20 protein-coding genes and 1 pseudogene are annotated in these 24167 nt (G+C 68.5%); 6 read left to right on the top strand and 15 right to left on the bottom strand.

Annotated elements, in window-relative coordinates; translation table 11 throughout:
- Positions 1-23: 23 nt before the first annotated feature.
- The 5 genes from V4F39_RS10520 to V4F39_RS10540 are packed head-to-tail and all read left to right on the top strand — an operon-like array spanning position 24 to position 3978.
- A complete protein-coding gene (locus tag V4F39_RS10520) occupies positions 24-989 on the top strand; it encodes an ABC transporter permease (RefSeq protein ID WP_332289316.1) in 966 nt (321 codons plus the stop codon).
- Positions 986-1843 (top strand): ABC transporter ATP-binding protein, encoded by an 858-nt coding sequence (locus tag V4F39_RS10525; protein ID WP_332289317.1) that lies wholly within the window; start codon positions 986-988, stop codon positions 1841-1843. Before V4F39_RS10520 ends, V4F39_RS10525 begins: the two co-directional genes overlap by 4 nt.
- Positions 1840-2157, top strand: a complete 318-nt coding sequence (locus tag V4F39_RS10530; protein ID WP_332289318.1) for a DUF971 domain-containing protein — start codon at positions 1840-1842, stop codon at positions 2155-2157. Before V4F39_RS10525 ends, V4F39_RS10530 begins: the two co-directional genes overlap by 4 nt.
- A complete protein-coding gene (locus tag V4F39_RS10535; RefSeq protein WP_332289319.1) occupies positions 2154-2927 on the top strand; it encodes a ferredoxin--NADP reductase in 774 nt (257 codons plus the stop codon). The genes V4F39_RS10530 and V4F39_RS10535 overlap by 4 nt, the downstream gene beginning before the upstream one ends.
- A 10-nt stretch (positions 2928-2937) precedes the next feature.
- Complete coding sequence (locus V4F39_RS10540; RefSeq protein ID WP_332289320.1) at positions 2938-3978, top strand: YeiH family protein; 1041 nt, start codon at positions 2938-2940, stop codon at positions 3976-3978.
- A 21-nt stretch (positions 3979-3999) separates the two neighbouring features.
- Here the strand turns inward: V4F39_RS10540 and V4F39_RS10545 are convergent, their stop codons facing one another.
- The 14 genes from V4F39_RS10545 to V4F39_RS10610 form a co-directional block, all read right to left on the bottom strand.
- On the bottom strand, positions 4000-4920 hold the full coding sequence (locus tag V4F39_RS10545; RefSeq protein ID WP_332289321.1) for an AraC family transcriptional regulator: 921 nt from the start codon (positions 4918-4920) through the stop codon (positions 4000-4002).
- Between the two features lie 44 nt (positions 4921-4964).
- Positions 4965-5753, bottom strand: coding sequence for an L-iditol 2-dehydrogenase (locus tag V4F39_RS10550; protein ID WP_332289322.1), 789 nt, complete (start codon positions 5751-5753; stop codon positions 4965-4967).
- The gene (gene dalD, locus V4F39_RS10555) at positions 5750-7150 is read right to left on the bottom strand and encodes a D-arabinitol 4-dehydrogenase (RefSeq protein WP_332289324.1); all 1401 of its coding nucleotides are present in this window, start codon (positions 7148-7150) and stop codon (positions 5750-5752) included. Before dalD ends, V4F39_RS10550 begins: the two co-directional genes overlap by 4 nt.
- A gap of 114 nt (positions 7151-7264) precedes the next feature.
- Positions 7265-8311 (bottom strand): ABC transporter ATP-binding protein, encoded by a 1047-nt coding sequence (locus V4F39_RS10560; protein ID WP_332289325.1) that lies wholly within the window; start codon positions 8309-8311, stop codon positions 7265-7267.
- A 109-nt stretch (positions 8312-8420) separates the two neighbouring features.
- Complete coding sequence (locus V4F39_RS10565) at positions 8421-9239, bottom strand: carbohydrate ABC transporter permease (RefSeq protein WP_332289326.1); 819 nt, start codon at positions 9237-9239, stop codon at positions 8421-8423.
- Positions 9240-9588: 349 nt separating this feature from the next.
- Positions 9589-10446: a carbohydrate ABC transporter permease gene (locus V4F39_RS10570; RefSeq protein ID WP_332289327.1), complete on the bottom strand. Its 858-nt coding sequence runs from the start codon at positions 10444-10446 to the stop codon at positions 9589-9591.
- A 16-nt stretch (positions 10447-10462) separates the two neighbouring features.
- Positions 10463-11770, bottom strand: a complete 1308-nt coding sequence (locus V4F39_RS10575; protein WP_332289328.1) for an ABC transporter substrate-binding protein — start codon at positions 11768-11770, stop codon at positions 10463-10465.
- 223 nt (positions 11771-11993) lie between these two features.
- Entirely contained in the window at positions 11994-12611 is a 618-nt protein-coding gene (locus tag V4F39_RS10580) for a cohesin domain-containing protein (RefSeq protein ID WP_332289329.1), read from the bottom strand.
- 32 nt (positions 12612-12643) lie between these two features.
- On the bottom strand, positions 12644-15439 hold the full coding sequence (locus V4F39_RS10585) for an endo-1,4-beta-xylanase (protein ID WP_332289330.1): 2796 nt from the start codon (positions 15437-15439) through the stop codon (positions 12644-12646).
- A 222-nt stretch (positions 15440-15661) separates the two neighbouring features.
- Positions 15662-16939 (bottom strand): TRAP transporter large permease subunit, encoded by a 1278-nt coding sequence (locus V4F39_RS10590; RefSeq protein ID WP_332289332.1) that lies wholly within the window; start codon positions 16937-16939, stop codon positions 15662-15664.
- Positions 16936-17550, bottom strand: coding sequence for a TRAP transporter small permease (locus V4F39_RS10595; RefSeq protein ID WP_332289411.1), 615 nt, complete (start codon positions 17548-17550; stop codon positions 16936-16938). Before V4F39_RS10595 ends, V4F39_RS10590 begins: the two co-directional genes overlap by 4 nt.
- A gap of 2 nt (positions 17551-17552) precedes the next feature.
- Complete coding sequence (locus V4F39_RS10600) at positions 17553-18767, bottom strand: fumarylacetoacetate hydrolase family protein (RefSeq protein ID WP_332289333.1); 1215 nt, start codon at positions 18765-18767, stop codon at positions 17553-17555.
- Positions 18768-18795: 28 nt separating this feature from the next.
- Entirely contained in the window at positions 18796-20577 is a 1782-nt protein-coding gene (locus V4F39_RS10605) for an IlvD/Edd family dehydratase (RefSeq protein WP_332289334.1), read from the bottom strand.
- A 63-nt stretch (positions 20578-20640) separates the two neighbouring features.
- Complete coding sequence (locus V4F39_RS10610) at positions 20641-21663, bottom strand: TRAP transporter substrate-binding protein (protein WP_332289335.1); 1023 nt, start codon at positions 21661-21663, stop codon at positions 20641-20643.
- Between the two features lie 145 nt (positions 21664-21808).
- Here V4F39_RS10610 and V4F39_RS10615 point away from each other — a divergent pair, with 145 nt between their 5' ends.
- A complete protein-coding gene (locus V4F39_RS10615) occupies positions 21809-22780 on the top strand; it encodes a LysR family transcriptional regulator (protein ID WP_332289336.1) in 972 nt (323 codons plus the stop codon).
- 50 nt (positions 22781-22830) lie between these two features.
- Here V4F39_RS10615 and V4F39_RS10620 read toward each other — a convergent pair.
- Positions 22831-24036 (bottom strand): annotated as a pseudogene (locus V4F39_RS10620) (aldehyde dehydrogenase (NADP(+))); the annotation flags it as partial.
- Positions 24037-24167: the final 131 nt, after the last annotated feature.

Raw genomic sequence — 24167 nt, forward strand, 5'->3', positions numbered from 1 at the left:
ACCCACACCACACAGCCATCGCCATGCAAGCCGCCCAACTGATCGACGGCGGCTTCGTGCGCCACGCGCCGCACGAAGCCGCCGACCCCGACGAGTCCTCGAACGCCGGCGCCACGCTGTCGGCACTGCCCATCGTGCATGCCGCGCCGCGTCCGGGCGCCACCCCGCCGGCGCCCGGACGCGGCGGCGCCGGCCGCTGGCTCGCGACGCGCCTGCCGGGCCTGCTGCTCGGCCTGGTGTCGATCGGCGCGGTGCTGCTCGCCTGGCACCTCGCCACCACCTTCAAGCTCGACTTCTACGTGCGCTTCGGCAACATCCCCACGCCGGCCGACGTGCTGGCGAAGGCGATCGAGGTGGGCCAGTCGGGCCGCTTCGGCATGAACGTGCTGATCAGCCTGCGGCGCATCCTGATCGGCTTCGCGCTGGCCACGGTGGCGGGCGTGGCGCTGGGCCTGCTCATCGGCCGCTACCGCCTCGTGCGCCGGCTCAGCCTGCCGGCGCTGGAGGTGCTGCGGCCGATCCCGGCCATCGCCTGGGTGCCGATCTCGGTGATGCTGTGGCCCGACAACGAGTCGAGCATCGTGTTCATCACCTTCCTCGGCGCGTTCTTCCCGATCCTGCTGAACACCGTGCACGGCGTCCAGTCGCTCGACCCGGTGCTGCTGCGCGCGGCGCGCTCGCTGGGCGCCCGCGAAGGCGCGGTGCTCGCCCACGTGGTGCTTCCCGGCGCGCTGCCGCACGTGTTCACCGGCCTGGCGGTGGGCATGGGCGTGGCCTGGGTGTCGCTGATCGCGGCCGAGATGATCTCGGGCCAGTTCGGCATCGGCTACGCCACGTGGGAGGCCTATTCGCTGATCGCCTACCCGGAGATCGTGCTGGGCATGGTGGTCATCGGCCTGCTCGGGCTGCTGTGCAGCGCGCTCATCAACCTGGCAGGCCGGGCGCTGATGCCGTGGCATGTGCGCAGCGCGCAGGGAGGCCGGGCATGACCGCGCGGCACGGCCACATCGAGGTCCAGGGCCTCGACATCCGGTTCGACGTGAAGGGCGCCTCGGTGCGGGCGGTCGACGGCGTGGGCTTCGATGTGAAGCCCGGCGAATTCGTGTCGCTGATCGGGCCTTCGGGCTGCGGCAAGTCGACCGTGCTGAATGCGGTGGCGGGCTTCATCGAGCCCAGCGGCGGCCGCGTGGCGCTCGATGGGCGCACCATCGACGGCCCGGGGCCCGACCGCGGCGTCGTCTTCCAGCAGTACTCGCTGTTCCCGTGGATGACGGTGCGCAAGAACGTGGAGTTCGGCCTGAAGATGAAGGGCGTGGGCCGCAGCGAGCGCGAGACGCAGGCGCGCACGCTGCTCGGCCTGGCCGGGTTGCTGGCCTTCGAGAACCACTACCCCGACCAGCTCTCGGGCGGCATGCGCCAGCGCGTGGGCATCGTGCGCGCGCTGGCCACCAGCCCGCAGGTGCTGCTGATGGACGAGCCCTTCGGCGCGCTCGACGCGCAGACGCGCGTGGTGATGCAGGAGATCCTCACCAACATGTGGCAGCGGCTGCGGTTGTCGGTGCTGTTCGTCACGCACGACATCGACGAAGCGGTGTTCCTGTCCGACCGCATCCTGGTGATGACGGCGCGGCCCGGCCGCATCAAGGCCGAGGTCACCGTGCCGCTGCCGCGGCCGCGCACCGCGGAGATGACCTCGAGCGCGTCGTTCCAGTCGATGGTGCGGACCATCAAGGGGCTGATCCGGGAAGAAAGCCTGGCGGCGATGGGCGGCGAGCTGAAGGACGGCGGGCTGGCCGGGCTCAGTGTCGAGGTTGGGCCGCAAGGCGTGACGGGGGTGGTATGAGCACCGCATCGACCTGGCCCGTGAACCTGGTGCTGCACGAGGCCTCCGGCGACCTGGAACTGGCCTGGTCCGACGGCACCAGCGGCCGCCTGCCCTCCACCGTGCTGCGACAGGCCTGCCGCTGCGCCGGCTGCCAGAACGCGCGCATCAAGGGCACGTTCGCGCCGCCCGACAGCCGCCTCGCCGGCCTCGAGCTGGTCAGCGACGTCGGCCTGCAGCTGCGGTTCGACGACGGCCATGACCGCGGCATCTTCCCGTGGGCCTACCTGCACGGCCTGCACGCCATCCACTCGCAACGAGCATCGATGACATGAGCAATCTCTTCGAAGCCAAGGTCCTGTCCGTCCACCACTGGACCGACCGCCTGTTCTCCTTCACCACCACCCGCGACCCCGGCTTCCGCTACCAGAGCGGCCAGTTCACGATGATCGGCCTCACGGTCGACGGCCGGCCGCTGCTGCGCGCGTACAGCATGGTGAGCCCGCACTACGAGGAGACGCTGGAGTTCCTCAGCATCAAGGTGCCCGACGGCCCGCTCACCTCGCGGCTGCAGCACGTGCAGGTGGGCGATACCGTGCTGGTCGGCCGCAAGCCCTCCGGCACCCTGCTCACGCAGAACCTGCTGCCGGGGCGGCACCTGTACCTGCTGTCGACCGGCACCGGCCTCGCGCCCTTCATGAGCGTGATCCGTGATCCCGAGGTCTATGCGCTCTACGACAAGGTGGTGCTGGTGCACGGTTGCCGGCAGGTGGCCGAGTTGGCCTACGCCGACATGATCGAACGCGAACTGCCGCGCAACGAGTGGTTCGGCGACGACGTCGCGAAGAAGCTGCTGTACTACCCGACGGTGACACGCGAGGCCTTCCGCCACCAGGGCCGCATCCCGGCGCTGATGGAATCGGGCAAGCTCACGCGCGACCTGCACCTGCCCGAGCTGTCGGCCGAGCACGACCGCTTCATGCTCTGCGGCAGCCCCGAGCTGCTGAAGGACCTGCGCGGCGTGTTCGACAAGCTCCGGCTGTCGGAGGGCAACATGAGCCACCCGGGCCACTACGTCATCGAGCGCGCGTTCGTCGAGAAGTGAGCGGGCGGCGATGCGTGCGCTGAGGCTGCAGTTCCCACGGTGGGGCCGGCTCTCGGCCGGCGCGCAGCAGGCCCGGGGCTGGCTGCCCGGCCTGGCGCTGTGTGCGGTGATCGTGCTGGCCGCGGCCTTCGTCACCGGCCTGCACGCCGGCCCGCCCGTGCTGTACGCGCTGCTCTTCGGCACGCTGCTGCACCACCACAGCCAGGATCCGCGCACCGCGCCCGGGGTGGAGTTCTGCGTGCAGGTGGTGCTGCGCTGGGGCATCGGCTTGATCGGCGCGCGCATCACGGTGGACCAGGTGGCGGCGCTGGGCTGGAGCACCGCGCTGACCGTCGTGGTGGCCTCCGCCAGCACGCTGGTGTGCGGCTGGCTCGCGGCACGTTGGCTGCGGCTGCCCGCGCCGCTGGGCGCGTTGGCGGGCGGCGCCACGGCCATCTGCGGCGCCTCGGCCGCGCTGGCCATCGCCGCCGTGCTGCCGCGGACGCAAGAGCTGGACCGCCAGACGCTCGCCGTCGTCGTGATGGCCACGCTGCTGTCCACCCTGGCGATGTTCGTCTACCCGCTGGCGGCCCGGCTGCTGCAGCTGCCGCCCGGGCTGGCGGGGCTGTTCCTCGGCGCCACCATCCACGACGTGGCGCAGGTGGTCGTGGCCGGCTATTCGATGGGCAACGAGGTCGGCGACGTGGCGTCCATCGTCAAGCTCTTCCGCGTCTCGCTGCTGGTGCTGGTGGTGGCCGGCGTGGGCTGGGCCTTCCGTGCCCGCGGACGCGACGCGGCCGGCCCGCCGGTGGCGCACCGGCGGGCGCTGCTGCCGTGGTTCCTGCTGATGTTCCTCGGCATGGTCGCGCTCAACTCGGCCGGCGGCTTGCCGCAGGCGCTGCAGGCCGGGGTGGGCCAGGTGTCGCAGGCCTGCCTGACGATGGGCGCGGCCGCCCTGGGCATGAAGGCCTCGTTCCGGCAGGTGCTGCAGGCCGGCTGGCGCCCCGCGCTGCTGATGGGCATCACCACCCTGTGGATCGCCGGCTTCGTGCTGGCGGCGGTGCTGGCCTGAACGCCACGGCGCGGCGGCGCATCAGCTGCCGGGGCCGAAGCGCGCCTCCGCCTGCCGGCGGAACTCCTTCGGCGTCATGCCCTTGATCTGCAGGAAGCGGCGGTTGAAGTTGGCCACGTTGTTGAAGCCGACGTCGTAGCAGACGTTGGTGATGTAGCGGTCCGTCTCCATCAGCAGCTGGCAGGCGCGGGTGATGCGCAGGCGGTTGACGAAGTCGGTGAAGGTGTTGCCGGTGGCGCGGCGGAAGTAGCGCGAGAAGGCGCTCTCCGTCATGCCGACCTTGGCGCACAGCTGCGACATCGAGAAGGGCTCCGCGCTGTGCTCGGTGATGTATTCGACGATGCCGCCGATCTTGGCCAGCGAGGCGTCGTCGTCGAAGCCCTGCAGCTGCACGCTCGACAGCAGCCGGTAGTCGGTGCAGCGCGCGAGGTCGCCCAGCAGCGCCGTGAACTCGGCGAAGCGCTGCAGCCCGTGCAGCTGCTTGATGCGCGCGTAGCGCTCGCGCGCGCGGTCCGACAGGCCGAAGAACTCGATCCCGTAGCGCGCCCGCTCCAGCAGCGGCAGCACCTCGGCCAGCTCCGGGATCAGCGCGGCTGCCTGGCGGATCGGGCCGTCGTTGAACTGCAGGCACAGGTCGCGCAGCGGCAGGCCCTCCTCGGGCAGGTCGGTGGAGATCCAGTTGTGGGGCAGCCGGGGGCCGGTGAGCACGAAGTGCCCGGGCTCGAACGGCCCGATGTAGTCGCCGACGAAGGCCTTGCCGTGCGAGCCGATGATCAGGTGCAGCTCGTACTCGTCGTGGTAGTGCCAGCGCACCAGCGGGTTGGGCACGCCGTGCTCGAGGTAGCGCACGAAGCCGTAGGTGCCCACCGGCTCGTAGCCCAGGTTGGGCGTGCGGCCCACGTCGTGTTCCAGCTCCGGGGTCTTGCTGCGGGGGGTGGCCATGGGCGTTCCTGCGGTCGGATCGGTTCTCTCGCGGATTGTGCGGCTCAGCTCATCACGCTGCCGCCGTCGACGTTGAGCGTCTGCGCGGTGATGTAGGCCGCCTCGCCGCTCGCGAGGAACACCGCCGCGCCCGCGACGTCCTGCGGGCGGCCCATCGCCCCGAGCGGCACGGCCTTGCCCACCGCCGCCTTCTTCTCGCCCGGCCGCAGGCCCTCGTATCGCGCAAAGAGGCTGTCGACGTGCGCCCACATCGGCGTGTCGATGACGCCCGGCGCGATCGCGTTGACGCGGATGCCGTGCGGCGCCATCGCCAGCGCGGCGCTCTGGGTGTAGCTGATCACCGCGGCCTTGGTGGCGCAGTAGTGCGACACCAGCGCCTCGCCGCGGCGCCCGGCCTGCGAGGCCAGGTTGATCACGCTGCCGCGGCGCCCGTGCTGCACCATCTGCGCCAGCACCGCCTGCATCGTGAAGAACATGCCCTTCACGTTCACGTCGAAGAGCCGGTGGTAGCTCTCGACGCTCGATTCGAGCAGCGGCGCCAGGTCGAATACCGCGGCGTTGTTGAACAGCACGTCGACCGGGCCGAAGCGCTCGGCCGCGGCCGCCACCCACTGCGGCGTCGCATGCACCTCGGCCACGTCGGCGGCGCGGTAGGCCACCCGGCCGTCGTGCCGCGCCATCAACGCCAGCACGTCGGCGTTCGGCTGGCCTGCCAGCTCCACGACCGTGCAGCGCGCGCCTTCGGCCAGGAAGGCCTGCGCCACGGCCAGGCCGATGCCACCGCCCGCGCCGGTGAGCAGCGCATGTTGGCCCACGAGCCGGGCGCCGCTCACGGGGCTACCGTCCGCACTGCGTGCGCCGCGACGAAGGCGTCCACCCGTGCCGTGGCGGCACGCACCGCGGCCACGAGCTGCGGATGGCCGGCCAGCGGCCCCCACAGCAGCGGATCGGCGCAGAAGGCCGACAGCGGGTCGGGCGACGCGAAGAAGCCGTGCGCGGTGGCCGGCGCCATCACGCCGTCCTGGTAGGCGTAGTGAAGCGCGCCGCGGTGCCAGCGGCCGAGGAAGGCGAAGAAGAGCGCCGGCAGCATCGCGGTCGCGTCGATCGGCTGGCCCGCGGCGAGGCGGTCGCGCAGCGTCGGCAGGATGAAGCCGGGGATCTTCGAGAAACCGTCGGCCGCCACGCGCTGCAGCGTGTCGGCCAGGTACGGGTTGCCGAAGCGGTCGAGCACCACGTCGCGGTAGGCCGCCAGGTCGAGCGGGCAGGGCGCGCCGGGCGGATCGAGCGCGGGGATCACGTCGTCGGTGACGTAGTCGTACGCCATCCGGCGGATGGCGGGCACGGCCACGGCCTCGTGGATGTGCGTCAGGCCGATCAGGCTGCCGGCCCAGGCGATGCAGCTGTGCGACGCGTTGAGGACGCGGATCTTGGCTTCCTCGTAGGGCAGCACCGAGGGCACCATCTCCACGCCCACCGCTTCCCAGTCCGGGCGGCCGTTGGCGAAGTGGTCCTCGATCACCCACTGGATGAAGCGCTCGGCCATCACCGGCGCCTGGTCGGCCCAGCCGGTGGCGGCCTGCACACGCGCGGCCACCTCGGGCAGCGGCCGCGGCGTGATGCGGTCGACCATCGCGTTGGGGCAGGTGGTGTTCGCTTCGACCCACGCGCGCAGCACGCCGTCGCCGCGCCGTTCGAGGAAGTCGAGCAGGCCGGAGCGGAAGCGCTCGCCGTTGCTGCGCAGGTTGTCGCAGTTCTGCAGCGTCACCGGCCCGGCGTCGCGGCGCATGCGCTCGGCCAGCACGGCGGCCAGCGCGCCGTAGATCGTCTGGCGGGTGGTGCCCGCCAGGTCGCTCGCCACGTCGGCAAAGCCCGTGTCGAGCCTGTGGTGCTCGTCGAGGTAATAGCCGCCCTCGGTGACGGTGAAGCTGATGATGCGCGTGGACGGCTGCGCGCCCACCTCGATGACGTTGGCGAGGCTGGCGTCGAACGGCAGCACCTGCCGGATCGAGCGGATGCGGCGGTACGTGCGCTCGCCGGCCGGCGTCACGGTCTCCAGCGTGTATTCGCCGCCCTGCGCGGCCAGCGCCGCCATCGTCGCGGCCATGTCGTCGCGCAGGTTGGCGCCGACGATGTGCCACGACGTGTCGCCCTTCTCGATCAGGTCGTCGAGGTACACGGCCTGGTGCGCGCGGTGGAACGAGCCGAGCCCCAGGTGGAGGATGACGTTCATGACCGCCCCTCGTCCGACGGGTACGTCGGCCGGTCCCCCGAGGGGACGCGGGCCGGCTTGGGAGCGGCCCGGCGCCCGGCCCGCCCTTGGATGGGTGCAAGGTGGTTCATGGCGTCATGCGGCTTGTTGCAGCGGCCGCAGCGCGCGGCCCTGCTTGTCGAAGAAGTGCAGCATCGCGTCGTCGATCTGGATGCCCACGGCGTCGCCGATCTGCAGCGTGGTGCGTTCCGACTGGCGCGAGACCAGCGGCACGTCGGTGCCGATGCGGGTGTGGATCAGCGTGTCGGAGCCGAGCGACTCGATCAGCTCCACCTTGGCCGGCAGGCCCTGGCCCGCAGCGACGACACGCACGTATTCGGGCCGCACGCCGACGGCGCCGTCGGCCGGCAGGCGCGGGCCGGCGACGCGCGTGAGCTCCGGCAGCGCGGCAGCCTTCAGCACGTTCATCTGCGGCGTGCCGATGAACTGCGCGACGAACTGGTTGGCCGGCCGGTCGTACAGCTCCAGGGGCGTGCCCACCTGCTCGATCAGCCCGTCGCGCAGCACCACCACGCGGTCGGCCAGCGTCATCGCCTCGACCTGGTCGTGCGTCACGTAGATCGTGGTCGCGCCGAGATCGCGGTGCAGGTTCGCGATCTCCACGCGCGTCTGCCCGCGCAGCGCGGCGTCGAGGTTGGACAGCGGCTCGTCGAACAGGAAGACCTTGGGTGCCCGCACGATCGCGCGGCCGATGGCGACGCGCTGGCGCTGGCCGCCCGACAGCTCCTTCGGCGTGCGCTGCAGGTAGGGCGTGAGGTTCAGGATCTTGGCGGCGCGCTCGACCTTCTCCTTGCGCACGGCGACGTCGACCTTCGCGAGCTTCAGCGCGAAGGACATGTTGTCGAACACCGTCATGTGCGGATAGAGCGCGTACGACTGGAACACCATCGCCAGGTCGCGCTTGCTCGACGGCAGGTCGGTGATGTCGCGGCCGTCGAGGTGCAGGCTGCCGCTGGTGATCGATTCGAGGCCCGCGATCAGCCGCAGCAGCGTCGACTTGCCGCAGCCCGACGGGCCGACGAAGACGATGAACTCGCCCTTCTCGATCGCCAGGTCGACGCCCTTGATGGTGCGCACCGGGCCGAACTCCTTGACGATGTTCTTCAGTTCCAGAAATGCCATATCAATCTCCGTGCAGCGTGCGCTGCGGATCAAGCTACGCCCGCGGATCCGGCTCCGCCGGGCCGCTGGGTGGCGCCCCTCGGGGGCAGGAGCGAAGCGACTGGGGGGCTCACTTCACTGCACCGAAGGTCAGGCCCTGGACAAGCTGCTTTTGACTGAACCAGCCGAACACGATGATGGGCGCGATGGCGAGCAGCGAGGCGGCCGACAGCTTGGCCCAGAAGAGGCCTTCGGGGCTGGAGTACTGCGCGATCAGCGCGGCCAGCGTGCCGGCGTGGGCCGAGGTGAGGTTGAGCGACCAGAAGGCCTCGTTCCACGCGAGCACCAGGCACAGCAGGCCGGTGGACGCGATGCCGCCCATGGTCAGCGGCAGGATCACGTGGCGGAACTCGTCGCCGACGGTCGCGCCGTCGAGCCGCACGGCCTCGAGGATGTCGCCCGGCACCTCCTTGAAGGCGCTGTAGAGCATCCACACCATGATCGGCAGATTGGACAGCGTGAACACGATGATGAGCGCCGGCAGCGTGTCGAGCATGCCCGCGGTCTGCGCCATCACGTACACCGGCACCAGCGCGCCGACGGCCGGCATCATCTTGGTCGACAGCATCCACATCAGGATGTCTCGTGTGCTCTTCGTGCGGAAGAAGGCCATCGAGTAGGCAGCGGGCGCGGCGATCAGCAGGCCCAGCAGCGTGGAGACGACGCTGGTGATCAGCGAGTTGCGCGCGTAGAGCAGGTAGTCGCTGCGCTGCTGCACCTCGGCGAAGGTCTCCAGCGTCGGCGTGAAGAAGAGGGTGGGCGCGCCGATGGCCTGGCTCTCGGTCTTGAAGGCCGTGAGCGCGAGCCAGAACAGCGGGAAGAACAGCAGCAGCGCCAGCGCCCAGGCGAAGAAGGTGCGGACGATGGGGACGGTGGGTTGTGTGCTCATGTCATCGGTCCGTGGTGCTGGGCGGATTGGGCGCTTCCGTGCTGCTGCTGGGCGGGCTGCCGAGGGCGCCGGGTATCCGACTCCGCGAATGTCCCCCGGGCCGGCCCGCCGGCCCTCCTCCTCTTATTTCGCTGCGTCGGATACCCGACGCCCTCGGCAGGGGCGGCGGTGTTCTGCTGCGGGAGAACCGGCACGGCGGTGCTGGAGCGGGACGGCGGGGCGCTGTGCGCAGCGAAATAAGAGGAGGGCCGGTCACGGCCCGGGGGACATTCGCGGAGCACAGTGCCCCGTCGTCCCGCTCTGCCGCCAACCGCCAACCGCCACACGTGTTTTTCATGGTGAGGCCGCCTCAATCCAGGTTCTTGCCGACCATGCGGATCAGGAACACCGCCGCGATGTTGGCGAGGATCACCGCGAACAGCGCGCCGGCCGAGGCCACGCCGACGTCGAAGTTCATCAGCGCCTGCTTGAAGATCAGGAACGAGAGGTTGGTGCTCTCGTTGCCCGGCCCGCCGCTGGTGGTGGTGAAGATCTCGGCGAACACGCTCATCAGGAAAATCATCTCGATCATGATCACCACGGCGATCGATCGGCCCAGGTGCGGCAGCGTGAGGTACCAGAACTGGTGCAGCTTGTTGGCGCCATCCATGCGCGCGGCCTCCATCTGCTCGCGATCGAGCGACTGCAGCGCCGTGATGAAGATCAGGCAGGCGAAGGGCAGCCACTGCCAGCTCAGCATGAGGATCACCGCCATCAACGGCCGGTCGGTCATCCAGTCGACCGGCGTCATCCCGAAGAACTGCCACAGGTGGGCCAGCACGCCGTTGATGGGGTTCATCATCATGTGCTTCCACAGCAGCGCGTTGACCGTGGGCATCACGAAGAACGGCGAGATCAGCAGCACCCGCACGATGCCCTGGCCGGGGAAAGGCTCGTTGACCAGCAGCGCGAGGCCGATGCCCGCCCCCACCGTGATGATGATGACCCACCCCAGCAGCAGGATCGTGTTCATCACCGACGGCCAGAAGTCCGGGTCGGTGATGAAGTAGTGGTAGTTCTCCAGGCCGGCCCAGGGATGCTCGCCGGGCTCCTGCAGGTTGTAGTGGATCAGCGAGAAGTAGATCGTCAGCACCAGCGGAACGATCATCCACAGGAACAGCGTGGCGACCGCGGGCGCCATCAGCACGCGGGGGAGGAAGCGGGACATGGCAGGGCCTCCCGGCCTACTTGTAGTAGCCGCCCTTGGCCATCGAGCGCTCCGCCGCGGTCTGCGAGGTCTTCAGCGCCTGCTCCACGGTGGCCTTGCCCGCCAGCGCCGCGCTCATCTGCTGGCCCACCGCGATGCCGATCGCCTGGAACTCCGGGATGGCCGCGTACTGCACGCCGACGTACGGCGACTTGGGCAGCGTGCTGTCGTTCGGGTTGGCGCTGTCGATTGCCTTCTTCTCCTCGGCGGCGAACTTCGCGACCTTCTGGAACTCGGGGTTCGCGTAGGTCGATTTGCGCGTGCCGGTGGGCACCGCGTGCCAGCCGGATTCCTTCGCCACCAGGTTCACGTAGTCCTTCGAGGTGGCCCAGGTGATGAACTTCTGCGCCGCGTCGGCCTTCTTCGAAGACGCGGGAATGGCCAGGTTCCACGACCACAGCCAGTTCGCACCCTTGGGCGTCACCGCGGTCGGCGCCTGCACGAAGGCCGCCTTATCGGCCACCTTGGACTGCTTGGGGTCGCTGATGAACGAGGCGGCGATCGTCGCGTCGATCCACACGCCGCACTTGCCTTCGTTGAAGAGCGCGAGGTTCTCGTTGAAGCTGTTGGCCGAGGCGCCGGGCGGGCCGTACTTCTTCATCAGCTCGACGTACTGGGTGATCGCGTCCTTCCAGGGCTTGGTATCGATCTGCGGCTTCCAGCTCATGTCGAACCACTGGCCGCCGTAGGTGTTGACCATGGTCGTCAGGAAGGCCATGTTGTCGCCCCAGCCCGGCTTGCCGCGCAGGCACAGGCCGTACACGCCGGCCGCGGGGTCGTGGATTTTCGACACGATCTCGGCCATCTGCGTCCACGTGGGGTTCGGCGGCATCGTCAGGCCCTTGGCCTTGACGAGGTCGGCGCGGTACATGGTCATCGAGCTCTCGCCGTAGAACGGTGCGGCGAAGAGCTTGCCGTCCTGCGACAGGCCCGAGCGGATCGCCGGCAGCAGGTCGTCGACGTCGTAGGCGGCGTCGGTCTTGATCTCGGCGAGCCAGCCCTTCTTGCTCCAGATGGGCGCTTCGTACAGGCCGATCGTCATCACGTCGAATTGGCCGCCCTTGGTGGCGATGTCGGTGGTGACGCGCTGGCGCAGCACGCCTTCCTCGAGCGTGACCCACTTCAGCTTGATGTCGGGGTGGGCCGCCTCGAAGTGCTTGGACAACTTCTGCATCTCGATCATGTGGCCGTTGTTGACGGTGGCGATGACGAGGTCGACCGCGCCGGCCGTGCCCGCGGTGGCCAGGCCGAAGATCAGTGCAAGGGAAGCTCTCAGCTTCGTCATGGTGTTGTCTCCTGGAAAGGTGCCCAGGAAATTTAGCGGCGCCGACTTGCCGCCTTCGATACCGGTTGCGCAATGACCTGTACGTTATTGCGTCGAAAGGCTGGTGTTTTCCCGATGCGGCGCAACCAGCGAGCCTGGTGGGAGCCGGCGACCCAAAAAAAGGGCCCTTGCGGGCCCTTGGAGCTGCAGTGCAGCCGGGGGTGTCAGGCGACGTCCGGGCCGATCAAGACTGGAAAGCGCCGGCCGACCGCTGCCGCCGCAGGCCCAGTACGCCCAGCAGTCCGAGCGACAACATGCCCCAGGTGGCGGGCTCGGGCACGACGGACACCGTGGCCATGGCCACCGGTGCCAGGTTGATGGCTTCCAACGCCGAGTTGTAGGCGCTGAGCTCGTTCAGGCCGATGCTGCCGGTCCCCGAGGCGGTGGGCAGCGCGCTGAAGTTGATGGTGCCCAGCACACCCGAGCCGCTGGTCCCGGGGACGGGGCCCACGAGGGATTCCAGGACGAACGACACGGTCCCCGTCGTGTTGTCGATCGTGCCCGGCAAGTAGAACGAGGAGCCGTCGGGGCTCAGGAACGAGCCTAGGCTGAAGCCGGTCACCTGGTACAGGCTGGCGTCGAAGCTCACGTCGAACTGGTATGCGTACAGGTCGGTGAGGTCACCGGCCATCACGCTGACGGAGAACGACTGGTTCTGCTGCACGGTCGTGGCCGAAGGCACCAGCGAGAACGTGGGCACGGCATGGGCGGGCGCGATGCTGCCGCACAGCAGGGCTGCAGCCAGCAGGCCGGCCGCCCCGAAGCGGGGGCCTGCCCGCAGAACAACATTGGACGATTTCATGACTGAACCTTTCTGAACTGAGTGGGGTGTGGTCAGCGGCAGGCCGTGCCGACGGGCAGCAGGCGCGAGACGGCGGCGACGTCGCGGACATCGACCATGCCGTTCTGATCCATGTCGGCGGTGCGCAGGAAGCCGGCCTGGCCGGTGCGCTTGCCGAGGGACGCCGTGGCAGCCGAGAGATCGGCGCAGGTCAGCTGGGCATCGCCGTTCACGTCGCCGGGCACGTACGGCTCGATGTCGTGCGCGTACAGCTTGACGGCCGTGCCTTCCTCCGGGCTGCCCGCCTGCATCGCGACGAACCCGCCCACGGACCCTTGCCGCTGGCTGATGGCGTTGCCGCTGTCCCGGTTCGGCGTAGTGCCATCCGCCACTTCCTTCAACACGTAGTGCTGGTTGGTGCCGCTCTTGCCGGTGTACAGGAACATCTTCATCTCGCCGGTCCGCTGGTCGATCGGCGTGTTGAACCACACCGCCTGATCCAGTGCCTTGTCGGCGATTTGGGAGCCTTCCTGGCCGTTCGTCTGCCTGGTGATCAGCGAATGCTGGCCCGCCACCACCGTGCCGGTGGCGCCATTGCCCCGGAATACCGTATGCGGGTAGACGTTGGTGCCGTGGATGTAGCTGATCATCGTGTGGCCTTCCTGCGTGGCGTAGGGGCCGGCAGCCGGGCTCTTCATCTCCTCGAAGACGAACTTGTGGTTGTCCTGCGCCAGCGCCGGTTCACTCTCGGGCGCATTCGTGTTCCTCAAGGGCAGGAGCGTGTCGCCACGCAGCACCACGGGCGTACGCGAGAGCGATTCAGGCGCGGCAGAGGTCGCGGGCTTGGACCGGTTGGTCAGGGCATAGGCCTTCGTCTCCCCGTTTTCCTGGGAGGCCGATGCCGCAGACACGACCATGTACGTCCTGCCGGGTTCGAATCGCTTGGCGACCCGCCAGGCCTTCTCCGTCGCCGCATCCTTGCCCAGCCGCAACCCGATCGGACCAGCGATGGGATCCTGGGGCGAGAGGACGAGCGTGCCGTGCCCATGCTTCGGGACGGCCTTCAGTTCGGTGACGCCGGACGCCTTCGCGATGCCGTCGCCGCCATAGGCCGTCTTGTACTGCTTGAACTTGGTCACGCCGTCGCTGAAGCGAACTTCGGCATAGTGGAGGGGCGCTTCCAAGCTGTTGGTGGCGTTCATCCACGACACCGCCATCTGCCCGAAGGACAGGACGAAGGTCGCGGTGTTCTCCACGCCGACGTTGCGGTAGGCAGCGGCCGGTTCCGGGCCCCGTGCGGTCACCGTCACATGGCACGGCTTGCCGGGGATCACGGCGCAGTCCGGCGGGTTGAACTTCATGCTTTCAACGGCGAACCCTGCGGGCAGGGAGACGTTGGCGGCGCTGAAGTTGACGTTCTTCGTGCCGACCGGCACGTTGATGTCGAGCATCGCTTGAGCCTGCTTGCCGCCCCAGGTCCTGGCCTTGAACGTCTCTCCGCCGTAGCTGAAGGTCGCGGTCACGCCATTCGGCGGCAAGCCTGCGTCGATGAGGTACTGCTCCGGGTTCGTGACGGCCCAGTAGGCTTCCTTGGGTTGACCGACGCCCGACCAGAGGTAGCCGTTGGTGTGGTAGCCGGGGTCCGTCATCGACCACCAGGTGACGCGGTGCACGCCGCCTTTGTACTCGGGGTGGCGGCCGCCCGGGCCCGCGGCGTACTCCTTGAGCAAGCTGAACAGCTTCGCGTACTGGACGCCCTGCTCCAAAAAGAGGTCGTTCATCTCAGCGCCGTTCTGGATCCGCTGGCCCTTGTCCAGGCCCAGAACCGGGGCCAGGTCCAGCTCGGTCAGGTCGACATTCACGCCGGTTTCGAGATACGTCTTGATGACCCGCTCGAAGGCGTCCATGCTGAGCCGCATGTCCCAGTGGCCCTGGGTGCCGATCACCTCGACCAGCGGCCGGGGGTTGCCCTTGGCGTCCAGCAGGATCCTGCCCTTGCCTGCGGCCGATTCAGCCGCGTACCGCTCATTGAACTCCTTGACCATCGAGGCGATCGCGGTCGCCTTCGAATCCCGTTCGTTGTCGTTGAAGTCGTTGTAGTTCAGTATGGCGGTGGTGTTCTGACGCGCGAAGAAGAACGCGTCGTACATGTAGTCCCAGCTCTTGCCGCCCTTGGAATATGCCTGGGCCCATCGGGCCGGCCGTTCCTCCGGGCTGTAGCCGGTGCGCAGGGCGTTGCGCCAGTCGGCCGGGTTCTCGGGGTTGTCCTTGAAGGCCTCGTTGACCACGTCCCAGGCGTACGTCCTGAACGGCTGCTGGTCGAAGTGCCCGGCGACCGTCTTGATGTAGTACTCGAGGTTCGTCTTGGCCGTCGCGTAGTCCCACGGGGTCTCCCACTTGCCATCCGGCGTGAGGACGTTGGCGGCAGGCCACAAGGCCGACTGGTTGTGCCACAGCAGCGTGTGGCCGATGACCTTGAGCCCGCGGGCGTTGGCGGCCTTGATGTGGTTGTTGAGGCCCGACGTCAGGTTGGTGAGGAAGGTGGGGGCCGGATTCGCGATGCCGCCGTTCCAGAACTCCGGCTTCATGGCGTTGCCGGGCGTCAGGGCATCGAAGTGCTTGACGGTCATGGCAGCGCTCGAGTTCTCGCCCGGCACGATGTCGTCGCCGTAGTTCGCCGCATTCAGCGTGGTGCCGACGCCGATCAGGAAGTAATCCTTGTAGACGTTTTTCACCGCCGGCCAGTCGGCGGGATTGGTCGGCCGTTCGGCGGCCATGGCGCCGGTGGCGACTGCAAATACCGTTGGCAGCGCAATAACGATCGAATTGAGTCTGAATTTCTTAAACATTGTCCCATCCATTTGAATAATTAGGCGATCGGGAAGTCTTTGCCAGACTGTGCCGCCCTGCGGCGGGCGCCGGCGATAGACCCGTCAGCGCCGCTGTCGAGACGACAAATCGACAAACGCGACGTTTGTTCTGTCCAATAGTCACTCCTTCTTGCTTGCCTGCGGCCTCCGGCGCCGCCTCGTGGGCGGCGCAGGGCGGACCGACGTTCCGTGGTCAGAACATCAATAGAACCATCGCAGCGGCGCCAGCACCGTCTGCGGGAAGACGATCATGAGGAACATCACCGCGAACTGGGCCGCCATGAACGGCAGCATCCCGCGGGTGACCTCGTCCAGCTTCATTCGGCCGACGCCGGCCACCACGTTGAGGACGGTGCCCACCGGCGGCGTGATCAGGCCGATGGAGTTGTTGATGATGAACAGCACGCCGAAGTAGATGGGGTCGATGCCGGCCGCCTTGATCAGCGGCATCAGCACCGGCGTCATGATCAGGATGGTCGGCGTCATGTCCATGGCCGTCCCCACCAGCATCACCAGCACCATGATGGCGACCAGCAGCAGCGTCTGGTTGTCCAGCAGCGGGCGCAGCAGGTCCACCACCTGCGCCGGCAGGTTCGCCACCGTGATCAGCCAGGCCGACACCATGGCCGCGGCCACCAGGAACATCACCACCGCCGTGGTGCGGGCCGCCGTGACGAAGATGCGGAACAGGGCCCGCAGCGGCAGTTCGCGGTACACCACGTTGGCGACGAACAGCGCGTAGACGGCGGCGACGACCGCCGCTTCGGTCGGCGTGAACACACCCATGCGCAGGCCCACCAGGATGAACACCGGCAGCATCAACGCCCACAGCGATTCGCGCGCCGCGGCCCAGACTTCGGCGCGCGTCTTGCGCTCGGGCAGTGCCAGCGTCTCCTTGCGGCCCACCCACCACCAGGTCAGCGCGAGGGCCAGGCCGATCATCACGCCGGGCACGATGCCGGCGATGAACAGCTTGCTGATCGACACGTTGGCGGTGACGCCGAAGATGACGAAGCCGATGCTGGGCGGAATGATGGGCCCGATGACGCCCGACGCCGCGATGAGGCCGCCCGACACGTCGCGCTTGTGCCCGGCCTTGATCATCATCGGCAGCAGCAGCGCCGTCAGCGCGGCGGCGTCGGCCACGGCCGAGCCCGACAGCGCCGACAGCAGGCAGGCCGCGAGGATCACGACGTAGCCCAGCCCGCCCTTGACGTGGCCGACGAGCGCCAGCGCGAAGTTGACGATGCGCCGCGACAGGCCGCCGACGTTCATGATCTCGCCGGCCAGCATGAAGAAGGGCACGGCCAGCAGCGGAAAGCTGTCGGCGCCGTCGATGAAGTTCTGCGCCAGGATCTGCGCGTCGAACAGGTTCAGGTGCCACATCAGCGCCACGCCGCTGGCCAGCAGCGCGTAGGCGATGGGAATGCCCAGCGCCATCGAGCCGAGGAGGCTGCCGAGAAAGATGAAGACGGTCATGGACGTGGGCCGATGGAGGTGCCGCTGGAGGAAGTGGCGGGGGGCAGGTCGCGCTGCGCGTCGCTGCGCGCCAGCTCGGCCTGCAGGCTTTCGAGTTCGGCCTGCTCTTCCGATTCCTTGATCATCACGAGCTCGCTCTCACGGGCCTGGCCGGTCAGCACGCGCAGGAGCTGCAGGAGCAGCAGCACGCCGGCGCAGACCGAGAAGACCACGCCCGATGCATAGAAGACGGCCACGGGGGTGCCGGTCACCGGCGCTTCCATGTCGAGGTTGATGCGGGCCTGCTGCCAGCTGCCGTCGAGGAACAGCCAGGTCACGTACAGCATCAGCAGGTGGCCCAGCACCATGCAGAATTTCTTGCCGGCCACCGGCAGGCGCGCGACCAGCATGTCGGTGCCCAGGTGTCCGCCTTCCTTCAGCGCGACCAGCGCGCCCATGAAGCACAGCCAGACGAACAGCCAGCGCGACACTTCCTCGCTGACGGCGATGCCGGAGTTGAAGACGTAGCGCAACACGACGTTGCCGAACACCAGCACCACCATCACGGCGAGCGCTGCGGCGATCAGGACGTCGATGGCGCGGCAGAACCGCTCGATGACGGCGTCGATCAGCCTCACAGCCGCGCCCCTTGCAGCAGGCCGCGGGCGGCCAGGTTGCCGATGAAGGCACGCAGGCCGAAGCGCCAGGGCGGTGCGGCCTCGCAATGCGTCACGCGGTTGCGCAGGCTGCCCAGCCAGTGGCTCTGGATGGTGACCACGTCGCCCAGCTTGTGGGTGAAGCCGCCGCCGGGCTGGTCGCGGTCCTCGGTGGGCGCGAAGAGGGTGCCCAGGAACAGCATGAAGCCGTCCGGGTACTGGTGGCACGCCAGCGTCTGCGCCACCAGGTCGGCCGGGTCGCGGCTGATGCTGGCCATGGTGTTGATGCCGCGCAGCGTGTAGCCGTCGCTGCCGGCCACGTGCAGGTGCACGGTCTCGTGGCGCAACTGGTCCATGCCGAAGCGTCCGTCGAACAGGCGGATGAAGGGGCCGATGGCGCAGGAGGCGTTGTTGTCCTTGGCCTTGCCGAGCAGCAGCGCGCTGCGGCCTTCGATGTCGCGCAGGTTGACGTCGTTGCCCAGCGCCGCGCCGACGATGACGCCGCGGCTGTTGACGGCCAGCACCACCTCGGGCTCCGGGTTGTTCCAGTCCGAATCGGCGCGGATGCCGATGTCCTGGCCATGGCCCACCGAAGCGAGCACCGGCGCCTTGGTGAAGACCTCGGCATCGGGCCCGATGCCCACCTCCAGGTACTGCGACCACAGCTTCTTCTGCTGCAGCAGGCCCTTCAGCGCCTGTGCCTGGGCCGAACCGGGGCGGATGTCGGACAGGCTGCTGCCGATCAACGCCGTGACCTGGCTGCGCAGCTCGTGCGCGCGGCTGGCGTTGCCCCCGGCCTGCTCCTCGATCACACGTTCGATCATGCTGGCGGCAAAGGTCACGCCGGCGGCCTTCACCACCTGCAGGTCGCAGGGCGCCAGCAGCCAGGGCAGGCTGTCGTCGCGGCCTTCGGTCCGGCTGTTGTCCAGCAGCGCCTCGACGCTGCACAGGCGTTCGCCGATCACCGATTGCACGGCCTGCGCCGGCTGGCTGGTTTCCAGCAGCGTGCTCATCGTGGGGAAGTGCGTGCTCAGGTCGAACACGCCGTCGGAGCGCAGCGCCACCACGGCCGGGCCGGCGGGTGCGCCGGCCCGCCAGACACGGCCCACCAGCGTGCCGGCCAGGCCGTCCTGCGGCAGCACGGGGTGCAGGCCTTCGGTGTGCGCCGGCGTGGCCGTCGTTGTTGCAGTCATTGGGGTTCCCTCGGGCGTAGTCAGTGGGTCAGTGGTTGTGGCGCGGTGTCTTTTCGGCGATGCGCCGGTACTTCAGGGCCATGTCCAGCGTGGCGCCGTCCACCAGTTGCCCGGTGTGGTTGCGGTACATCTCTTCCCACGGGGACTGGCTGGCCGGCACCGGCGGCGCGGGCAGCTCGCGCTGGCGGCGGGCGATCTCGTCGGCGGACACCAGCGCGTCGCAGCGGCCGGCGTTGAGGTCGATGCGGATCAAGTCGCCGTTGCGCAGCCAGCACAGGCCCCCGCCGACGGCGCTTTCAGGCGACACGTTCAGGATGGACGGGCTGTCTGCCGTGCCCGACTGGCGGCCGTCGCCGAGCGTGGGCAGCGTCTGGATGCCGCGCTGGATCAGCGCATCGGGCGGCTGCATGTTCACCACCTCGGCCGAACCCGGCCAGCCGATCGGGCCGGCGCCGCGCATCACCAGGATGCAGCCTTCGTCGATGTCCAGCGCCGGGTCGTTGATGCGGGCGTGGTAGTCGTCGGCGCCGTCGAACACCACGGCACGCGCTTCGAACACGCCCTCGTGGCCTGGCCGGTTCAGGTAACGCTCGCGGAAGCGCTGCGAGATCACCGAGGTCTTCAGGATGCCGAAGTCGAACAGGTTGCCCGACAGCACCAGGAAGCCCGCCTTCTCCATCAGCGGCGCGTCGAACGGCCGGATGACTTCGCGGTCGCTGGTCTCGCGGCCCTCGATGTTCTGCGCCACGGTCCGGCCGGTGACGCTGGCGCAGTCGCCATGCAGGCGGCCGGCCTGCTGCAACTCCCACATCAGCGCCGGCACGCCGCCGGCACGGAAGAAGCGCTCGCCCAGGAACTTGCCGGCCGGCTGCATGTTCAGCAGCAGCGGCAGGTCGTAGGCCTCGTCGGTCCAGTCCTGCGGCCGCAGGTCCACGCCGGCGTGGCGGGCCATCGCCATGATGTGGACCTGCGCATTGCTGGAGCCTCCCGCGCAGCTGACGACCGACAGCGCGTTGAGGAAACTCTCGCGGCTGAGGATGCGCGACGGCCGCAGGTCCTCGAACGCCATGCCGACGATGCGGCGGCCCGTTTCGTAGGCCATCTGGCCGCGTTCGCGGTACGGCGCGGGAATGGCGGCGCAGCCGGGCAGCGACAGCCCCAGCGCCTCGGCCACGGCGTTCATCGTCGATGCCGTGCCCATGGTGTTGCAGTGCCCGGCCGAGGGCGCGCTGCTGCAGGCGCGTTGCAGGAATTCGTCTTCGTCGATCTCGCCGGCCGCCAGTTGCCGGCGGCTGCGCCAGATCACCGTGCCCGAGCCGACGAGTTCACCGCCGTGCCAGCCGTCGAGCATGGGGCCGCCGGACAGCACGATGGCCGGGATGTCGACGGTGGAGGCGGCCATGATGCCGGCCGGCGTGGTCTTGTCGCAGCCGGTGGTCAGCACCACCGCGTCGATGGGGTAGCCGTACAGGATCTCGACCAGGCCCATGTAGGCGAGGTTGCGGTCCAGCGCCGCGGTGGGGCGGCGGCAGTTCTCGAAGATGGGGTGCACCGGGAATTCCATCGGAATGCCGCCGGCGTCGCGGATGCCGTCGCGCACACGGCGCGCCAGGTCCAGGTGGATGCGGTTGCACGGCGACAGGTCGCTGCCCGTCTGCGCGATGCCGATGATGGGCCGGCCCGAACGCAATTCTTCGGGCGTCAATCCGTAATTCATGAAACGCTCCAGGTAGAGCGCCGTCATGTCGGAACGTTGTGGGTCGGCAAACCAATCGCGCGAGCGAAAGCGCCGACCGGCCGGATTGTCCATTGCCGTGTCGTGAGAAAAAGGACAGGAATGGGAGGCGGCGGCGCTGCCCCCCTGCGAAGCGAATTACTTCGCCGCTGCGGCGCCGCCGCCGCGTACTTTCGCCAATTCGGTCTGCAATTCGGCGGTGGTGTCCTCGCCAAATTCCTTGCTGAACTTGGCCGTCACCGGCTGCAGCTTGCTGCGCATCTTGGCCTGTTCGGCCGGCGGCAGTTCGGTGATCTTCATGCCAGCCTTCTTCAGGTCGGCCAACGCCGTTTCGGAGAACGCACGGATGGTCTTGCGTTCGTACAAGGTGGCTTCGCGCGCCGCTTCCTGCACGATCTTCTGTTCCTGCGGCGACAGGCCGTCCCAGGTCTTCTTGGACATCAGCAGCACCCAGGCGCTGTACATGTGGCGTGACAACACCAAGTGCTTCTGCACTTCGTAGAACTTGCTGGCCAGGATGGTGGCCGGCGGGTTCTCCTGCCCATCCACCGCTGCTTGCTCCATCGCCGTGTACAGCTCGGTGAAGGGCATGGGCGTCGCATTGGCGCCCAGTGCGTTGAACGTGTCCAGGAACAGCGGGCTCTGGATGACGCGCAGCTTCAGGCCGTTCAGGTCATCGGCGCGCTCCACCGGACGGCGCGAGTTGGTGACGTGGCGGAAGCCGTTCTCCCAGAAGCCCAGGCCGATCAGGCCTTTCTCGGGCAGCTTGGCCAGCAGCTTCTGGCCGAAGGGGCCATCCAGCACGGCGTCGGCTTCCTGCTCGTTGTTGAAGGTCAGCGGCAGGTTCAGCACACCGAAAGGCTTGACCAGCGACACCAGCGTGGAGCTGTCGGGAACGGTCATCTCCAGCGTGCCGCCGCGCAGCGCCGAGGTCATGCTGACGTCGTTGCCCAGCGAGCCGCTGGCATAGACCCGCGCCACCAGCTTGCCGCCGCTCTTGGCCGCCAGCTGTTCGGCGAAATACTTCAGCGCCTGCGCCTGCGGATGGTCTTCGCTGAGGCCGATGCCGACCTTGAACACGTGTTCCTTGATTTGCGCCGACACGGGGGCGGCCAATGCGGCCAGCAGTGCAGCAGCCAAGCCGAGTGATTTGAGTTGCATGATGTCTCCGGAAGGGTGAGGTGCCGTGGCGCGGCCACCCCTGCCACGGCGCTTCGGCCCTCTGCGAGGCCGTTCTTGATGGGGCCGAAGGCTATGGGAGCCCCCCCTGCCGGTCCACTGACTTTTTCGTTAGCATCCATTCCAAATGCTAATGAGTTCAGACAAGATTACTGGTAAACCCTTGGCGCTGGCGCAAGTCTCGCGGCTGCGTTTCCGGCATTTGCAGTTCCTTGACATCCTCGGAAAAACGCGCAATTTGCGATTGACTGCTGAGCAAATGCACATCACTCAGCCGGCTGCGACAAAAATTCTGGTGGATATAGAAGACATGCTGGAATCTCGCTTGTTTGACCGGCTGCCACGCGGCATGCGGCCAAACGAGCTGGGACTCTTTACATTGCGTTATGCCCACTCGGCCCTGGATGGCCATCGCAAATTCGTCGATGAGTTCAGCACGCTCAAACAAGGGGGACATGGCCATGTGACGATTGGCGCCATTTCCGGCTCGGCGGCGCACCTGCTGATCGCTGCGGTGGCCGAGCTGCAGCGCCTGCGGCCCCTGCTGGTGGTGAAGGTGCTGGAGCAGAGCAGCGACCAGCTGATCGTCTGGCTGGCCGAGCGCAGGATCGACGTGATGATCGGCCGCTTCACCGACGAATCGCAGCGCGACCAGTTCCAGTACGAAAGGCTGGCCGGCGAAGGCCTGCAGGTCACCGCCGGCGTGCACCATCCGCTGCGCGGGCCCCATGCGCCCGGGCTGGCTGAGCTGTCGAACTGGCCGTGGATTCTTTATCCGACGTCCACCGCGCTGCGCAAGGTGTCGGACGACATCTTCAGCGGCACCGGGCTCTCGCTCACCGCAGGCATCGTCGAGACGCCGTCGTTCCTGTTCGCGCTGGAGCTGATGCAGAGCACCAACATGCTGTCGCTGCAGCCGGCCGCGCTGGTGGACAAGTACGTGCGGCGCGGGCTGCTCACACGCATCGCGGCCGATTTCCCCGACCGCATGCCCGATTTCGGGCTGATCACGCTCCAGGGCGAGCCGCCCAGCCCGGCCGCGCTGGCCTTCATGGACGTGATCCGTACGATGGCCGACCACGGGGCCGAAACGGCCTGAGCGGCCCCTGCAGCCGGCCTGGCGCCCGGTGCCGCTCGTGGCTGCCCGGGCTACACCACGCTGCCACGGGTCTTCTCGCCGTTGACCAGGCGCTCGATGCCCAGCGGGTTGCCGTTCTTCAGCGCATCGGGCAGCAGCGCGTCCGGGAAGTTCTGGAAACACACCGGCCGCAGGAAGCGGTCGATGGCCAGGGTGCCGACCGACGTGCCGCGCGCGTCCGACGTGGCGGGGTACGGCCCGCCATGCACCATCGCATCGCACACCTCGACGCCGGTGGGGTAGCCGTTCACCAGCAGCCGGCCACCCTGTCCTGCAGCAGCGCGACGATGTCGGTCGCGGCCCCGAGTTCGTCCGGCTCGCCGATCAGCGTCGCCGTCAGCTGGCCGCGCAGCGCGTGCAGGGCGCGCACGAGTTCGGCCCGGTCGGGCACCTCGACGACGACGGTGGCCGGGCCGAAGATCTCCTCCTGCAGCAACGGGTCGCCCTGCAGCAGCAAACGGGCGTCGGACTTGAAGACCTGCGCCCTGGCCTGTGCCCCGGCCTGCTCCGCGCCGGCCACCCGCGTTACGCCGGGGTGCGCCAGCATCGCCTGCACGCCGTGGCCGTAGTGCGCCAGGCCGCCGGCGTTGAGCATCGTCTGCGGCGCGGCCGTGTCCATGGCCTGGCACAGGCGCTGCAGGAAGGTGTCGAATGCGGGCGAGCGCATGCCGATCACCAGCCCGGGGTTGGTGCAGAACTGGCCCGCGCCCAGCAGCACCGACGCGGCCAGCTCCTGAGCCACCTTGTCGCCGCGCGCCTGCAAGGCAACGGGCAACAGCGCGATCGGGTTGATGCTGCTCATCTCGGCAAAGACCGGGATGGGCTGCGGCCGCGCCGCGGCCATGTCGCACAGCGCCCGCCCCCCGCGCAGCGACCCGGTGAAGCCGACCGCCTGGATGGCCGGATGTTTCACCAGCCAGGCGCCGACGCTGCCGCCATAGACCATGTTGAACACGCCGGCCGGCATGCCGGTGTGCGCCGCCGCGCGCAGGATGGCCTCCGCCACCGCTTCCGCAGTCGCCATGTGGCCAGGATGCGCCTTGAACACCACGGGACAACCGGAGGCCAGCGCGGCGGCCGTGTCGCCTCCCGCCGTCGAGAAGGCCAAGGGGAAGTTGCTGGCGTCGCGAACAGGCGCATCTGTCCGCTGGTGCGCGCACGCTCGCCCTGGGGGCCGGCGTGGCCGGGGGCCTGGATCCTATGAAAAGGCCGCGCCTTCCGCCAATTGCGTTTCCGGCAAAGCCCATAACGCCCGGTTATTGCGGATGCAGGCGCCGTGGGGCCAGGCGCGCTTCTGCCAGAGAGCCCGTGCAACCGACTCGGCCGCCCCCGGCTCCTAGAATCTCCC

The sequence above is a fragment of the Aquincola agrisoli genome (assembly GCF_036621135.1).
In the GTDB taxonomy this organism is placed as follows: domain Bacteria; phylum Pseudomonadota; class Gammaproteobacteria; order Burkholderiales; family Burkholderiaceae_C; genus Aquincola; species Aquincola agrisoli.

Bases quoted from the DNA above. Each gene is read 5' to 3' on its own strand.
- V4F39_RS10535 (WP_332289319.1), top strand. From the start codon at position 2,154: ATGAGCAATCTCTTCGAAGCCAAGGTCCTGTCCGTCCACCACTGGACC.
- V4F39_RS10605 (WP_332289334.1), bottom strand. From the start codon at position 20,577: ATGGACAATCCGGCCGGTCGGCGCTTTCGCTCGCGCGATTGGTTTGCC.
- V4F39_RS10585 (WP_332289330.1), bottom strand. From the start codon at position 15,439: ATGTTTAAGAAATTCAGACTCAATTCGATCGTTATTGCGCTGCCAACG.
- V4F39_RS10615 (WP_332289336.1), top strand. From the start codon at position 21,809: ATGCTAATGAGTTCAGACAAGATTACTGGTAAACCCTTGGCGCTGGCG.
- V4F39_RS10580 (WP_332289329.1), bottom strand. From the start codon at position 12,611: ATGAAATCGTCCAATGTTGTTCTGCGGGCAGGCCCCCGCTTCGGGGCG.
- V4F39_RS10525 (WP_332289317.1), top strand. From the start codon at position 986: ATGACCGCGCGGCACGGCCACATCGAGGTCCAGGGCCTCGACATCCGG.
- V4F39_RS10540 (WP_332289320.1), top strand. From the start codon at position 2,938: ATGCGTGCGCTGAGGCTGCAGTTCCCACGGTGGGGCCGGCTCTCGGCC.
- V4F39_RS10520 (WP_332289316.1), top strand. From the start codon at position 24: ATGCAAGCCGCCCAACTGATCGACGGCGGCTTCGTGCGCCACGCGCCG.
- V4F39_RS10560 (WP_332289325.1), bottom strand. From the start codon at position 8,311: ATGGCATTTCTGGAACTGAAGAACATCGTCAAGGAGTTCGGCCCGGTG.
- V4F39_RS10545 (WP_332289321.1), bottom strand. From the start codon at position 4,920: ATGGCCACCCCCCGCAGCAAGACCCCGGAGCTGGAACACGACGTGGGC.
- V4F39_RS10590 (WP_332289332.1), bottom strand. From the start codon at position 16,939: ATGACCGTCTTCATCTTTCTCGGCAGCCTCCTCGGCTCGATGGCGCTG.
- V4F39_RS10610 (WP_332289335.1), bottom strand. From the start codon at position 21,663: ATGCAACTCAAATCACTCGGCTTGGCTGCTGCACTGCTGGCCGCATTG.
- V4F39_RS10530 (WP_332289318.1), top strand. From the start codon at position 1,840: ATGAGCACCGCATCGACCTGGCCCGTGAACCTGGTGCTGCACGAGGCC.
- dalD (WP_332289324.1), bottom strand. From the start codon at position 7,150: ATGAACGTCATCCTCCACCTGGGGCTCGGCTCGTTCCACCGCGCGCAC.
- V4F39_RS10575 (WP_332289328.1), bottom strand. From the start codon at position 11,770: ATGACGAAGCTGAGAGCTTCCCTTGCACTGATCTTCGGCCTGGCCACC.
- V4F39_RS10600 (WP_332289333.1), bottom strand. From the start codon at position 18,767: ATGACTGCAACAACGACGGCCACGCCGGCGCACACCGAAGGCCTGCAC.
- V4F39_RS10565 (WP_332289326.1), bottom strand. From the start codon at position 9,239: ATGAGCACACAACCCACCGTCCCCATCGTCCGCACCTTCTTCGCCTGG.
- V4F39_RS10570 (WP_332289327.1), bottom strand. From the start codon at position 10,446: ATGTCCCGCTTCCTCCCCCGCGTGCTGATGGCGCCCGCGGTCGCCACG.